This window comes from Salinibacterium amurskyense (genome assembly GCF_002797685.1).
GTDB lineage: Bacteria > Actinomycetota > Actinomycetes > Actinomycetales > Microbacteriaceae > Rhodoglobus > Rhodoglobus amurskyensis.
Map to the genome: position 1 here is coordinate 351,998 of NZ_PGFH01000001.1, position 13,488 is coordinate 365,485.

At 63.3% G+C, this 13,488-nt stretch carries 15 protein-coding genes; 10 read left to right on the forward strand and 5 right to left on the reverse strand.

Annotated features, from left to right (window positions below; all coding sequences use genetic code 11):
* Positions 1-3: 3 nt before the first annotated feature.
* Positions 4-1,800, reverse strand: coding sequence for a right-handed parallel beta-helix repeat-containing protein (locus CLV85_RS01665; protein ID WP_100387874.1), 1,797 nt, complete (start codon positions 1,798-1,800; stop codon positions 4-6).
* Positions 1,801-1,969: 169 nt separating this feature from the next.
* On the opposite strand from CLV85_RS01665, the gene CLV85_RS01670 reads away from it, so the two are divergent.
* The 6 genes from CLV85_RS01670 (at position 1,970) to CLV85_RS01695 (ending at position 7,689) form a co-directional block, all read left to right on the forward strand.
* Entirely contained in the window at positions 1,970-3,526 is a 1,557-nt protein-coding gene (locus tag CLV85_RS01670; RefSeq protein ID WP_157847463.1) for a Wzz/FepE/Etk N-terminal domain-containing protein, read from the forward strand.
* On the forward strand, positions 3,526-4,797 hold the full coding sequence (locus tag CLV85_RS01675) for an O-antigen ligase family protein (protein WP_100387876.1): 1,272 nt from the start codon (positions 3,526-3,528) through the stop codon (positions 4,795-4,797). The genes CLV85_RS01670 and CLV85_RS01675 overlap by 1 nt, the downstream gene beginning before the upstream one ends.
* Positions 4,798-4,801: 4 nt before the next feature.
* On the forward strand, positions 4,802-5,245 hold the full coding sequence (locus CLV85_RS01680) for an FAD synthase family protein (protein ID WP_100387877.1): 444 nt from the start codon (positions 4,802-4,804) through the stop codon (positions 5,243-5,245).
* Between the two features lie 84 nt (positions 5,246-5,329).
* A complete protein-coding gene (locus tag CLV85_RS01685) occupies positions 5,330-5,974 on the forward strand; it encodes a peroxiredoxin-like family protein (protein ID WP_100387878.1) in 645 nt (214 codons plus the stop codon).
* A 59-nt stretch (positions 5,975-6,033) separates the two neighbouring features.
* Entirely contained in the window at positions 6,034-6,798 is a 765-nt protein-coding gene (locus tag CLV85_RS01690) for an SGNH/GDSL hydrolase family protein (RefSeq protein ID WP_100387879.1), read from the forward strand.
* 330 nt (positions 6,799-7,128) lie between these two features.
* Positions 7,129-7,689 (forward strand): hypothetical protein, encoded by a 561-nt coding sequence (locus CLV85_RS01695; RefSeq protein ID WP_157847464.1) that lies wholly within the window; start codon positions 7,129-7,131, stop codon positions 7,687-7,689.
* Positions 7,690-7,703: 14 nt separating this feature from the next.
* On the opposite strand, the gene CLV85_RS01700 is transcribed toward CLV85_RS01695, so the two are convergent.
* Both CLV85_RS01700 and CLV85_RS01705 read right to left on the reverse strand, forming a co-directional pair.
* Positions 7,704-8,321, reverse strand: a complete 618-nt coding sequence (locus tag CLV85_RS01700; protein WP_100387881.1) for a bifunctional 4-hydroxy-2-oxoglutarate aldolase/2-dehydro-3-deoxy-phosphogluconate aldolase — start codon at positions 8,319-8,321, stop codon at positions 7,704-7,706.
* Between the two features lie 58 nt (positions 8,322-8,379).
* The gene (locus CLV85_RS01705; RefSeq protein WP_100387882.1) at positions 8,380-9,288 is read right to left on the reverse strand and encodes a sugar kinase; all 909 of its coding nucleotides are present in this window, start codon (positions 9,286-9,288) and stop codon (positions 8,380-8,382) included.
* An 89-nt stretch (positions 9,289-9,377) separates the two neighbouring features.
* Here CLV85_RS01705 and CLV85_RS01710 point away from each other — a divergent pair, with 89 nt between their 5' ends.
* From CLV85_RS01710 to CLV85_RS01725, 4 genes are all read left to right on the forward strand, one after another.
* Entirely contained in the window at positions 9,378-10,115 is a 738-nt protein-coding gene (locus CLV85_RS01710; RefSeq protein ID WP_158592986.1) for an IclR family transcriptional regulator, read from the forward strand.
* Positions 10,116-10,274: 159 nt separating this feature from the next.
* Positions 10,275-10,916 carry a nucleotidyltransferase domain-containing protein gene (locus tag CLV85_RS01715; RefSeq protein ID WP_100387884.1) on the forward strand — a complete coding sequence of 214 codons (642 nt, stop codon included), beginning with the start codon at positions 10,275-10,277 and terminating at the stop codon, positions 10,914-10,916.
* Positions 10,917-10,935: 19 nt separating this feature from the next.
* Positions 10,936-11,352, forward strand: coding sequence for a hypothetical protein (locus tag CLV85_RS01720; RefSeq protein ID WP_147433332.1), 417 nt, complete (start codon positions 10,936-10,938; stop codon positions 11,350-11,352).
* A gap of 52 nt (positions 11,353-11,404) precedes the next feature.
* On the forward strand, positions 11,405-11,596 hold the full coding sequence (locus CLV85_RS01725; RefSeq protein ID WP_100387886.1) for a hypothetical protein: 192 nt from the start codon (positions 11,405-11,407) through the stop codon (positions 11,594-11,596).
* Here the strand turns inward: CLV85_RS01725 and CLV85_RS01730 are convergent.
* Both CLV85_RS01730 and CLV85_RS01735 read right to left on the reverse strand, forming a co-directional pair.
* Positions 11,593-12,360, reverse strand: a complete 768-nt coding sequence (locus CLV85_RS01730) for a DNA alkylation repair protein (protein ID WP_157847465.1) — start codon at positions 12,358-12,360, stop codon at positions 11,593-11,595. The genes CLV85_RS01725 and CLV85_RS01730 overlap by 4 nt on opposite strands.
* A gap of 70 nt (positions 12,361-12,430) precedes the next feature.
* Positions 12,431-13,456: a DUF3179 domain-containing protein gene (locus CLV85_RS01735; RefSeq protein ID WP_100387888.1), complete on the reverse strand. Its 1,026-nt coding sequence runs from the start codon at positions 13,454-13,456 to the stop codon at positions 12,431-12,433.
* Between the last annotated feature and the right edge of the window lie 32 nt (positions 13,457-13,488).

Genomic DNA, 13,488 nt, shown 5'->3' on the forward strand with positions numbered 1-13,488 from the left:
GGGCTAGCGCTCTAGAACGCTGCCCCCGAGGTGCTCAAGCCCCGTCTGCTCTTGCCCGGTGCCGCGCGCGAAGTCGGCGAGCGAGCTGAACGGGGTGACCCCGATCGCGTTGGTCGGCCACGCGATAAGGGTTCGTGGGGCAGTGTCCGTCGCGCGCACGTAGAGGTTGTTGTCGACAGTGATGCCGAAGTCGCGGGCGCTGCGGGTGCGAGAGTAGTCCTCGACCCAGAGCAGTGCCTCGCTGCTGCCGACGAGAGTGTTGCCGATGATGCTCACGTCGGTGCCGACCCACGTCATTTCGGGGTCATCCAGATGCCGCTCGTCGTGGCCGGCCTCGTTCTCGTCGCTCTTGAGCCGTTCGTCTTGCAGCACCGCGATGGCGTTGCGGCTGCCCACCACGATATTGTCGCGAATCTCGACGCTGCTCGTGTCGTTGATCTTCATGCCGTAGATGCGGTTGTCGGCGAGGTAGTTGTCGGCCACGAGCGCGCGGGCCGAGATTTCGAGAAAGAGACCGTGACCCGCATTGCCGACGAAGGTGCTTCCCGTGATGGTCATGTCACGGCACGACTGATCGAACCAGAGCGCGGTCGCGTTGTTGGCGGAGAAGTCAGAGTTGCGAATCTCGACGGTGCGCGAGCGCGTGAGTTTGAGCCCGCCCGCGACGGGCGCGCGATTGAACCACTCCGTGTTGTTGCCGGAGGCCTTCAGCCCGTCGATCAGCAGATTGTCGGCATAGTTGGCGGCCACCCCGATCATGCCGCTCTCGGTAACCGTCACCTGGCGGATTGTCGTGTTCGCCGCCGTGATGAAGAGCCCCGACGTGGCCGACTCGGTGATCACCACGTTCTCGATCGTCACACCGGGGCGCTCCACTGTGACCGCCCCAAAGTCGGGAACCGAAGGCGCAAAACGACGAACGCCGATGCCGCGAATCGTTGACCCTTCTGCCCGGATGCTCAGGGCCCGCTGCAGCGTGCTTGCCCTCACTGTGTGGCCGCTGGGGTTCTCGCCGAGGTACAGCGCGCCCGCGCTCTCGTCGTGGAAGAAGCTCGACGCCGTCACCTCGTCTCGCGAGCCGACCTGGGTGAGCGGGGCGTCATCCAGCCACAGTTGGTCCGGATGCGCGGCCAGCGGATGCGCGGCGGTCACGAAGTTCCAGTACTGCTCGGTGTTGTCGGGGGCGCCCCGTTCGTAGGTGGGGCTCGAGTCGAAGACGGTGCCCCACGCCACCGACCACAGTTCGTCGCCAGTTTGCTCGCCGCCAGTTTGCTCGCCGTCGGCTTGCTCCCGGTCGGCTTGCTCGCCGTCGAGCTGCCAGCCCTTCACAATCTCGCTGCCATCGAGCCAGACGACCTCGCCCGGGTACGACTGCACCGTTACCGGGGTGCCCTCGGCGATCGTGAACGCCTCGTGATATTCGCCCGCCCGCAGCACGATCATGCCGCCCGCGGAGACCCGCGCCAGTGCTGCTTTGATCGTGCGGAGTGGTGACTCGAGGCTGCCGTCCGCGTCGTTGTCGCCCGAGGGCGACACGAAGAGAGCGCCGGCCGGGATCTCGTAGCTGGTGGTTCCGAGCTCAGCGGCTCCGGCATCCGCGGCGCTCGCCGCAACGCCATCGGGAGCACCGACGCCTTCGACAATGGGAACATCGGGACGCGTCGTCGTGGTGGCCCTGCCACCGAACGAGGAAACGACGAGGGCGGTGGCCGCCACGGCCAGAGCGAGCACGATTGCGACCGCAGCGAAGACCTGTCGGCGTCGAAAACGTCGATTCGTCGTGCCTCTCGCAACGCTCACAAGCGCTCCTTATGGCGTGAAAACCGCAGCAATCGGGGGTGCGCTGCGGAATCGATCCGGTATCTATTCTCCCAGAATCGCCCGGAAGCTACTAGGGTAAGGAAACCTGCAACGCTTGTTCAGCACACTGTCGTGCTGATTGTTACCCATCCCGATTGGGGTTCAACGCGTGGAAAGTTTGAGCTATCTCGAAATTTTCCGGCAGCGATGGCTTGCAATCCTGATTGCTGTCGTGGTCGGAGTGGGTTCCGCTGCGCTTATTGCGTTCAGCATCGCGCCAACCTACACATCGACCGCCACCCTCTTCCTGTCGGTGAAAGACGTCAACGCCACGCTCGCGGAGCGTTCGCAATTCTCGCTCGCCCGGGTCAACTCGTACACCGACCTCGTGCGCAGTTCTGAGGTTCTCGAGCCCGTCATTTCCTCGCTCGATCTCAACCTCACGGTGCAAGAGTTGCGCAGCCAGGTCTCGGCAACCAACCCGAACAGCACGGTGAACATCAACATCGCCGCCGAGGCCAGTAGTGCTCAGGATGCTGCGCTCATCGCCAACGCGGTCGCCGACAGCCTCTCGCGCTTGGTCTCTCGCGTCGAAAACTTCGGCACGTTCTCGGTGTCGCTCGAGCGCCTCATCCCAGCCCTGCCGCCGTCGGCTCCGAGCGCTCCGCAAAAGACGGTCATTCTCGGGCTCGGTCTGGTAGCGGGGCTCGCCGCTGGCGCGGTACTCGCTCTGCTCTTGGCTCGTTTCGATCACCGGATGCGCCAGCCCGCCGATGTGCGCCGTGTCACCGGATTGCCCGTGCTCGCGGCCGTTCCCCGCGGTCATCGTCGCGCCCGCGGTCAGGCTCCTGGCGCGGAATCGACGGTGGATGCCGCCTACGCGGAAGCGCTCGCCCGCATCACGCAGGCCAACGGCGGCACGGTGCCGCGCATCCTGTTGCTCGCGCCCGCGGGAGCGACCGCTCATCACGCCTCGGTGTCGCTCGGTGTTGTCGGTGCGGTTGCGGCCACGGGGCGCCAAGCGCTCTTCGTTGAAGCCGAAGCCTCCACGGTCGACGATGGCGCCCTCGCGCACTACGCCGGTGAGGCCGGGGTCGCGGAGTTGCTCAACGAAACGACGACACTGGCCGAAGTGGCCCGCCCTCTCGAGGACTCCGACGCCCTGTGCGTCACCGCAGGTGTCGCCGCAACGACCGAAGTCACTGCGGAGAAGACCCTACGCTCAGTGCTCACGCGGTTCATCTCGCGAGCGGATGTCGTAGTCACGCAAGCAACCTCCGAGAGTCGACCGCTGAGCATCCCACTCCTCGCCCCCTTCACCGAAGTAGCGATTGTCGTCGTTCGCTACAACCACTCCTCCGAAGCGGAACTCGCGCAGACGGTGAGCCAGTTGCGCATCGCCGGCGTGCGCCCGCTCGGTGTGCTGCTCACCGACGTGCCCAACGCCCGCCACATCGAACTCATGGCCACCTGGACGCCCGAAGACTTCGCCAATGCTCCGGCGAAAGCGCACGTGCATCTGCGTCGCAAGGCAGACAAGTCCGCCCCGAAACCAGCCGCAACACCCAAGCCCTCGCCCCCGAAGCCGGCCCCTCCCGCCCCGCGCTCAACCAGCGCGCTGACGAATGCTGACAACCGCCCCGCCACTGATGCCCCCGCCGATGACGGCGCCGACACCGCTGCCGCCGTGCGCTCGAGCGAGAATGAACGAGTGGTCGTGGACTGATGTTTACGACAGAACCGCGGGGGCGCAGTACCGTCTCACGTTCCTTGATCGGAACGTGGCTCCTCGTAGCTCTGAGCGTGGTGTCGTGGCGCCCCGATGCCCTCTTCGACGGCGGCTTCGACGTAGTCGTGATCGCCAAAGCGCTCGTGGCCTTCACCGCTTTTCTGTGCGCTCTACTGATCCATTCGCGTGCGCGAGTGCACGCTCGCGTCGGAGTGCGTTCGCTCATCCTGTTGTTCATCGTGGTCGGGCTTTCGTGCGTGGGGGCGCTCGCGACCGACAGTCCGATGCCTTCCCTTGTGCTGGCCGTACGCATCGTGCTGCTCGCCGCCACGGTCTACGTGCTGGCGAGTAGTGCTGCGCCACTTGAGGTGTTGACCTCGCTGTTCATCGCGATGGGCATCCTGACTCTTATTGGTGCCGCGAGCGGGCTGCCCGAGTTTCTGAGCGACGGCCGACTGCCGAGCGGCATCCCCGCCATGAAACCCAACGAGCTCGCCGGGCTAGCGGCACCGCCCCTGCTCGCGATCGCGATTGCTATTGCGCAGCGCGGGCTCACCCCGCGCAAAGCGGCATTGCTCGTGACGTTCGCCGCGATTCTGCTCGCCACCGGATCCCGCACCACCCTGATCGTTGTCGTCATTGCGATGGTGCTGGCTGTCGTGTTGGCTTGGCCGGTTCCGCACTCCACGGGCATCGCCCTCATCCTGCTCGCGCCAGTGTCGTATGCCGTCGTGGCATTCACGAATGTGGTTTCTGAGGTCGCAATTCGCGGTCAAGATGTGAGCGAACTCGCCACCCTCAGCTCGCGCACGATCGCGTGGCAGGCCGTGTTCAGCATCCCCATGGACACTTGGCACAAATGGATCGGCGTCGGCCTCGCGGCAAAGACCATCGAAGTGAATCAGCGCTGGTGGGACGTTCAGGTGCTCGATAGCAGCTGGATCTCGATCCTCTCGCAAGCGGGCATCCTCGGTCTAATCGCCGTCGGCATCTGGGTGCTCTTCACCGTGAGAGACAGTCTCAAGAACCGCGAGCTGCGCACCCTCACTCTTCCCCTTCTCGTCCTGCTTCTCGTGCGGAGCGCGCTCGAGAACGGGCTTATCGAGTCGAGCGTGACCTTCACGCTCTTCTTCCTCACCTCGCTCGTTCTCGAGCGAGGGCACCGGTACCCCTTCGAACACGACCGCTCTGCGCGATTCGCGCTCGCCGTGGCACCGGCACCCACCCCCATCACAGAACTCACACCTCCCCCGACCCGAACCCGGTGAGCATATGTCTCAAAGAATTGGATACGCCGCAGGAGCCTACGATCTCTTTCACGTTGGCCACTTGAACATTCTCAAACGCGCCAAAGAACAGTGCGACTACCTGATCGCCGGAGTTGTCTCCGACGAAATGCTGGAGCAGACCAAGAAGCTGCGGCCCACCGTGCCGCTCGACGAGCGCTTAGAAATCGTGCGCAGCATTTGTTACGTGGATGAGGCAGTAGCTGAAACGGTGCCCGACAAGTTGGAAATGTGGCGTCGTTTGCAGTTCACGACGTTCTTCAAGGGCGATGACTGGCGCGGCACCGAAAAGGGGCTGAATCTGGAGCGTGAGTTCGCCGCCGTGGGGGTGGAAGTTGTGTACTTTCCGTACACGGCCAACACCTCAAGCACCGGCCTACGGCATGCACTCGAACTGATCGAAGAGATGTCGGCGCGAGCCCGCGCCTAAGGCTCCCGTTCAGACAGCCGGAATAGCGTGGCGGCGCGGGCGGTTCACCCCTGCAACGACCTTTCCCCAATTATTTGGAGCGCCATGAATCTCACTCAGCAGCTCAAAGAACGTGCCGACAACAGCGCAGCAACCAAGTCCGCCGAAGACACCGCCACTCTCACTAACTCGGTGACCGAGGTCGAAAAGGCTGGCATCGTCAACAACGCGCTCAAAGTCGGCGACACTGCCCCCGACTTTGCTCTCGCGGATGCCGAAGGCAACACGGTGCGACTGAGCGAGCTGCTGGAAAAGGGTCCCGTTGCTCTCGCGTTCTACCGCGGCTCTTGGTGCCCGTATTGCAACATCGAACTCAAGGCGCTGCAGGACATGCTGCCCGAGTTCCGTGCTGCCGGAGCAACCCTCGTGGCGATCTCGCCGCAAACCCCCGACGAGTCACTCTCGCTCGAAGAGAAGCACAACCTCGAATTCCCGGTGTTGTCCGACGGTGAGCTCGAAGCGATCAACGGCTTCGGACTTCTTCACCCTGTGGATGACCGCACTAAGGCTTTCTACGAAAAGTCGGGCTACGACCTCGTGAAGTCCAACGGAGCGACCGGATGGCAGCTGCCGCTGCCCGCAACCTATGTGATTGCGCCCGACCGCAGCATCCGCTTCGCCTTCGTTAACGCCGACTACAAGCTGCGCGCCGAGCCCGCCGATGTCGTCGAGGCGATCAAGGCGATCTAAACCGTTCTTGGTCGTAGTCTGGGGAGGCCCCGCTTCACCGTTCGGAAAGTAGAAACCGCATGACTCACCAGTTCTCCAGTTACGTCGCCATCGGAGACAGCTTCACTGAGGGCGTCGGAGATGAACTGCCGGACGGTCGGGTGCGCGGCTGGGCCGACCAGGTGGCGCTCGGGCTCGCGCTCGCCTCGCCGAACCCGGTCGGGTACGCCAACCTCGCCATCCGTGGACGCCTCCTCGCACCCATCGCGGGGGAGCAGTTGCAGGCGGCGGTCGCCCTCCGGCCTCAGCTGATGAGCATCAACGGTGGCGGAAACGACATCATGCGCCCCAAGGTTTCGCTGGAATCGATCACCGACCAGCTGCTGGCCGCTGTTGACACGGCGACGGCTAGCGGCATCCACGTTCTTCTGCTCAGTGGGGGAAACCCGAGCAAGCATTTGCCGTTCGGATCGGTAATGTCCACGCGCGGTGACCGCTTGGCTCAAGAGGTTATGTCGCGGGCGTCGAAAGACCACGTGACCTTCGTGAACAACTGGGCCGATCAGGAGTTGACCAAACTCCAGTATTGGTCGGTCGACAAGCTGCACCTCAATGCGCGCGGGCACGCCCGGGTCGCGAGCAACGTGCTGTCGGCGCTCGAGATTCCGGTGCCCGACTTCGCTGCAGACGAGGGGCCAGCGGATGACGCCCGCCCCCGCACCGCCGCCTACTGGCGTGAATACGTGCTCCCGTGGATCGGTCGCCGTCTCACGGGCCGTTCCTCCGGCGACAACCGCGAACCGAAGAGTGCCACCCTGCAGCCCGTGGAGATCGCGGGGCGCTAGCTTTCGGCGGAGCGGCGGGGCTTTCATTGTGGATAGCGCCCGTTAAAAATGAAACCGTCGTGATCAAATGATCTACGACGGTTTCCGAAACCCGCTCGGCCTGTGCCGGGGGGAATATGTGTCAAGAATAGCTCTGATCTTTTGATTCCTCAACCCACACTGAGCGAGCAACGAGCCCTCATCGCGAGCTTGGCAAAGCAGAGATTGCGGCGCTTCCGTGAGGTTACAGACGGAGACCGGGACGCTATTTCTCTGTATCTCTTGGACTCTGAAATCGCTTCGCACTTGCACGCGGGGGTGCGTTTCGTTGAGGTCGGGTTGCGCGAAAAAATGCATCGATCATTAGCGGAGGTGTACGGCGAGCGTTGGTTCGACGATTCTGCGGGCATTCTTGACGAGGGCACGCTCCGCTCTATTTCTCGGGCGACGGCTCAGGTGGGCCCCCACGCCTCGGCGGGCAAGGTGGTCGCGCAACTGATGCTCGGCACATGGGTGGACTTGCTTGGCCGAGGCGAAGTGAAAGCTGACGGTTCTAAAGCGCGTTACGTGCGAGATGTGTGGGAACCTGCGTTCAAGCACTCATTCTCACTCCCCCGTTCGGAACTGCGCGCACTGGCGATGCGTATTAACTGGGCGCGCAACCGCATCAGTCATTGTGAGCCTGTTGTCTTCGGGCTCCCCATGCCGGGGCTCGGGGCACCTGGGCACAGGGTGCGCCGATCACCAGAGAGGTTGTTCGCGGATATCCAGATGCTCGTTGCGGTCACGGAACCCGGTCTCGCGCCGTGGATTGCCGGTTGGGGGCAGACGAAAGCGCTATTCCGTCACGAACTCGCCGTGCGAGCGTTAAGCCACGTCGCGGATGACTCTTCTGTGCGCCTTCAGCTCTAGCTCAGCGCTGCGCGCTAGTTGCGCGCGGCGAGCAGTTCCGCGAGGCGCGGCAGCTGGGTCTCATCGGCGAGTGCCGAACCGACCGCTACAACCTTGGCGCCTGCGTTGAGGTATTCGCCGGCGTTGCCCGCATCCATTCCGCCGGTCGCGACGAAACGCATCGCGGGGAACGGTCCGCGCATCGCGCCGAACCAACTCGTGCCGAGAAGGGATGCTGGGAAGGCCTTCACCCAGGTGAGGCCAGCGTTCTGGGCCGTCTGAACTTCAGTCGCAGTGGCGACGCCAGGAAGTGGTGGCATGCCCGCTTCGAACGAGGCGCGAACGACGTCGAGGTCGAAGCCGGGGCTCACGGTGAAAGCTGCTCCGGCATCCGCTGCTTGACGCACGTGCTCCAGAGTGACGACGGTTCCGGCGCCGACAGACTTGCCGAGGTCCTTGCCGGCGGCAACGACCGCGCGCAACGCTTCGACATCCTCGTCGCTCTGGATGGGCACCTCGACCGAGTCGATGCCGAGTTCCCAGGCGGTGCGTGCCAGAGCAACACTGCGCTCGACGCCGAAGCCGCGAAGGATTGCCATGAGGGGCTGACCGTCGAAGAGCTGGTCGAGCGATGCGTTAGAGATCTGAGCCATGAGAGAGCCTTTCAGAAGCGAGCGAGGGTGAGGAGTGAGGGGTTGATGGAGGAAAAAGTTAGAGGGTGGGGAGGTCGGTGGTGGACTTCAAGACCAGGGCAGCGCGATCGTGGCCGAGGCTTAGCCGCTGCTCGGGGGAGAGGCCGGTGAGGTAGCCGCTGAGGTAACCAGCCGCGAAAGCATCTCCCGCACCGACGGCTTCGACGACATCCACCTTGTGGGCGGGTACGAACACGTGGCCCTCCGCATTGAACTCAGTCGCGCCGACATCGCCGTCTTTGATCACGAGAAAGTCGGTGTTCTCGAGCAGCGCGCGCACTTCTTCGGGAGTCGTCGTGCCCCAGAGCACTTCGGCTTCATCGAGGCCGACGAGCACGATGTTCGCACGGCGGGCGAGGGCCAGCAGCGTGGGGCCGGCTTCGGCGACCGGCCAGAGCGCTGCACGGTAGTTCACGTCGAAACTCACGACGGTGTCGCTCTGCTGGGCGCGATCGAGCACTGACTCGATGAGCGCGGCGCACGTGGCCGAGAGCGACGGCGTGATCCCGGATATGTGGGTGATAGCAGCCTGCTCGAACGGAACCTGGGCGAGATCATCCGGTGTCATGGCCGATGCCGCAGAACCCGCGCGATAGTAGGTCACACCGTTGCCGGGATCTTTGAAGTAAAAGCCGGTGGGGGCATCCGGGGTAAATTTCACGAGACTCGTATCGACACCGCGCTCGCGCAATTGGCGTTCAACGCGACGACCGAAAGCATCGGTGCCGAGGTGGCTTGCCCACGCGGCGTGATGGCCGAGAGCCGAGAGGTGCACGGCAACGTTCGACTCGGCGCCACCCGTTTCAAGGTGGAACAGTTCGGCGGTTTCGATGGGCTCGGCGACCGTGGGCGCGATGAGCACCATGGTCTCGCCGATCGTAATGATCTCCGGCTGCGTCGTCGTCTGCACGGTTCCACTATCGACCATGTGCGCATCCTGTGCAACACTGTTGCATATAGTGCAACATGCGCGAGCGGGGCAAAGCTCCGCCAGTGCCGCAACGAGAGGGAGCCCGGATGTCGCAGAGCGTTCGTCGCGCAGCACGCATCGTCGATTCAATCGCCCGTCGCCCGGCGAGTGTCAGCGAGCTCGCCGAAGAGTTCGGAGTGCACCGCTCGACGATGTTCCGCGAAGTGCAGTCGCTCGAAGAGGTCGGCTACCTGCGCAAGCGAAAGAATGGCGAGTATGTGCTCGGGCTGCACCTCATCGCGCTCGCCCACCAGGCATCCGACAGTCTCGATCTGCGCGAGATTGCCCACGACCGCCTCCTGAAACTTCATCGCACGGTCGGCAACACCATTCACCTCGCCGCCCTCGTTGACCACAGCATTGTGTACGTCGACAAGGTTGAAGACACCAGCGGGGTGCGTATGTATTCGCGCATCGGCAGCCCGGCGCGCCCCTACTGCAGCGGCGTCGGCAAAACGATTCTGGCCGAACTGCCCACCACCGATCGGGATGCCGTGCTCGCCGGCGTCGTGTGGGAGAAGTTCACCGACAAAACCCTGACCTCGCGCTCCCAACTGGATGCCGAACTCACCACCGTTGCTGCCCGCGGGTGGGCGGTCGACGACGGCGAATTCGAAGACTTCGTGAACTGCATCGCCGTGCCGATCCACGGGCCGGCCTGCGTGGTGGGCGCGCTCTCGATCACCGCGATCCGGATGGCAGCCGATCTCAACGCTCTCAAAGCGCACCTACCGCTGCTGCAGTCAGTCGCCCGCGACATCTCGACGGAGCTCGGCGCAGTGTAGCTCGCTGGCGCGCCGCTAATCCTGTAGCGCTTTGCCAGTGCTTCGCTGGCGAGCCCCTGCCGGACTGATGGCAGCGGGTTATGAGTAGAAAACTAACGTCATGAGTAGTATTCTAATCAAGTCTCAACGTGTTCGGGAAGCGAAGCGATCGGGGAAGGTATGGATCTCAGTAATCCCATCGCGACCGTTTTTCCGTCGCTTGATGGCGACGTGCTCACGGTACTCGCTCGCACCACTCGGCCCCTGACGGGGCGCCAGGTTGCGGAGCTCGCGCACCGGGGATCTCAGTCAGGAGTCCGTCTGACGCTCATCCGGCTTGAAGAGCAAGGTCTCGTTCTCGCTGACAGTGCGGGTAGATCGATGCTGTACCGCGCGAATCGAGACCATCTACTGTGGGTCGTCATAGAGCCGCTACTTCGAGCGGCGGAGTCTGCCCTGCAGCTGCTGCAGGAGCGAATCGTTGACGTTGCTTCCTCGGTACTCGGAGCCCAAGCGATGTCTGCAACGACAATCGCGCTATTTGGTTCGGTCGCTCGAAGAGCCAGCACTCCGGCCAGCGATGTGGACCTTGTCGTTATCTTCCCTGACTTCGTCACCGATGAGGGCGGGCAGGGTGCAATTGATCTCATCTCCGAGGCTGTTCTGGGCTGGACCGGCAACGAATGCAATGTCTTTAGCGCGAAGCGTGAGCTTCTGCGGAACATGGTCACGAGCGGCGACCCAATGATCGAATCGTGGAGGGACGACGCCGTGACCTTCAACGGTCCAGAACTCCGAGAACTGATCAATACGTTGTCGTAGCCTCATGCGAAATTGAAGCATGACCAGAACTCAGCGGATGAACGCTACCGATGTTGCTCAGCGCGCGGGGGCTGCGCGTGCTTACGTCCAGATAGCAGAAGAAAGCTTCCTCCTGGCTCTGACGAGCTCCGGCCCTTCTGCCGATGCTCAGGCCTCGGCCGCAAACTCTGTTCTCGCTGGCATCGCAGCGTCCGACGCGATCTGCGGTAAAGCACTGGGCCAACGGGCTGCAGGGCAAGACCATGCTGTCGCGCCCAGAATGCTCGCCGACGTCGTTCCGGATGGATCGCGTATTGGCAGGAAGCTCGGTCGGCTGTTGAGCGATAAGACCCAAGCGCAGTACGGAAACTACTGCACGACAGCCAAAGCCGAAAGCATGCTCAAGCTTGCACGAGATCTGATCGAGTCGATGAGTTCCGTCCATCACATCCGTTGAGGGTTGCGTCGGGAACCCGGCGCGCACGGCGCTCAAGACTAGAGTTACACTCATGTCGAAATTCACCGTCCTCCTTTATCGCCTCGGCGCAACGGCAGCGAACATCGCGCAGAGCGTTGTGCAAGCAAATGGCGGTGGCAACGGCGACCCTCAGGTCTTCGACGAAACATCGAAGCGCAAGCGCAAGCGTGACGCGGCGGGCGATTCGAACCCTGAGGCAAGCTCCGAGGCAAACCCGAGCTAAGCGAGCGAGGCGCGCATGCGGTCGCGCTCTGGCTGCGGTAGGCGTTCCGTGGCGCGACGGATGGCGGGCCGCGGCATGCTCGTGGCGTGCGTCTCAAGAAACGCGAGTACGGCATCCGGATGCACGGCCAGCAGTTCGCGCAGCACCCACCCGAGCGCGTTCGAAACGGTCTCCCGCCGGTCGCCCGCGCAGTTGGCGAGCAAGCGCAGGGTGGGCTCGATCGGCAGGAAGACGGCGTTCTTGCCGCTGTAGTGGATGAGGCTCACCATTGCGATGCGGCGTTGCCATTCGTTGTCGGAGCGGCTCCACTCCTCGAGCGTCGGGAACACGAGTTCCGGTTGGTCGGCCAGCGCAAACGAATACAGCCGGGCGAGGTCGTCGGCGTGAGCCCAGTTGTCGATGCGCTCGATCCAGCCGACGGCGGTGCCCCAGAATTCGGCGCTGTCATGCGGGGTCCAGGAACGTGAGCTGATTCGCCGCCGATAGAAATCGAGCGCGGTGAACATCACGTCGCCGTTCTCGGCGAGGTTCCAGATCTCATCCCATGCAGCGAGTACGGATGCCGAGTCCTGGCCGGTGAACGAAAAGCCAGCCGCAACCCGGCGGCGTCGATCGGGCGTGCGCAGACCGAAGTAGTCGAACTCGGAGCGACGATCAGCCCGCACGAGTTCACCGCGTTCGGGCGAGATCCCCGTTTCGCGGGCGAGAGTGGCAAGCACGCCGAATACTTCGGCGAGGTGCTGCTGCGTGTCGGAAGAGCTCACGCCCAACCTTCCCACAGCAGACTCCGTGCGGCGAGGCGGATGCACGCCTCAGTGCGCACGCAGGTGAGCCCTACCGCGTGGGGTCGAAGACCTGACCGTCGTCGTTTTGCACAGCCCAGCTGAACCACATCTCAAAGTAGAACGGAATCTCAGCTCCGTCTGGCCCGATGATCTCCAGCTCGCCATCAGTTTTCGTGAGCGAAACCGTGCCCTCAGCGACCGTGGTTTCGTAACTGATGCCGTCGTCGAGCGTCAGCCAAGGGGCTGCCACGTGGGTGTCGCCCACCGTGAACGCCACGAAGATTTCTTTGGACGGGTAGCGGTCATCCACTCGGCTGGGCACGAAGTAGAAGCTGTCGCTGTCGTCATAGCCGGCGTAGGGATTGTTGGAGTAGTCGCGCGTATGGCCGGTAGCTTCGCTGAGCACCACGGCATCCGGGTGGCGCTGCTTGATCTTACCCAGACTGAGCAACTGGAAGCTGTGCAGCTGGAGTTCGCTCGGGTAGTGCGTGCCAGCCAAGGCGTTGCCGGTGCTCTGCTGCCAGAGCGTCTCAGTCTCGCGGTCGAACATAATCATGTTGCTCTCGAGAAGTCCGCCGCTCACTCCGAAAGTAGTGACGCTTCCGTCGGGCAGCACGCTGTCGTACACGGCTGCGCTGCCGCAGAGCGGGCAGAAGCTGACGGCGATCGGTGCACCGTCAATCGTGTCGTTCACAATTTCGTGCCAGACCAAGATGTTGTACGGGTACACCTTCGTTTCGGTGTCGCCCTGCACCACAATGGCGAGCACGTCATCCGGATGCTCGAAGTCGGCTACTGGCTCAAAGCGGGGCTCATCGATCGCCGGGATACCGTCTTTGGGCGGCCCGCCGCTGAGTGCCTGGCTGATTGCCGGGTCGGCCTGCGACCAGCCGGTGGCGGCAAAGCCTTGCTCAAGGAAAGGCGGGATATCAACCGCGCTGGATGACGAACCTGTCGTTCCCGCGGAACCGCTCGGCGAGGTGAGGTCACTGCCGCTCAATGCAATGCCCGCGACGATGGCTGTGATTCCCGCGACGGCGGCAGCAATCACGATTGCGGTTGTTCGCTTCTTCATGAGCTGGCTCCCGGTCGTGGCGCGTGGTGTTC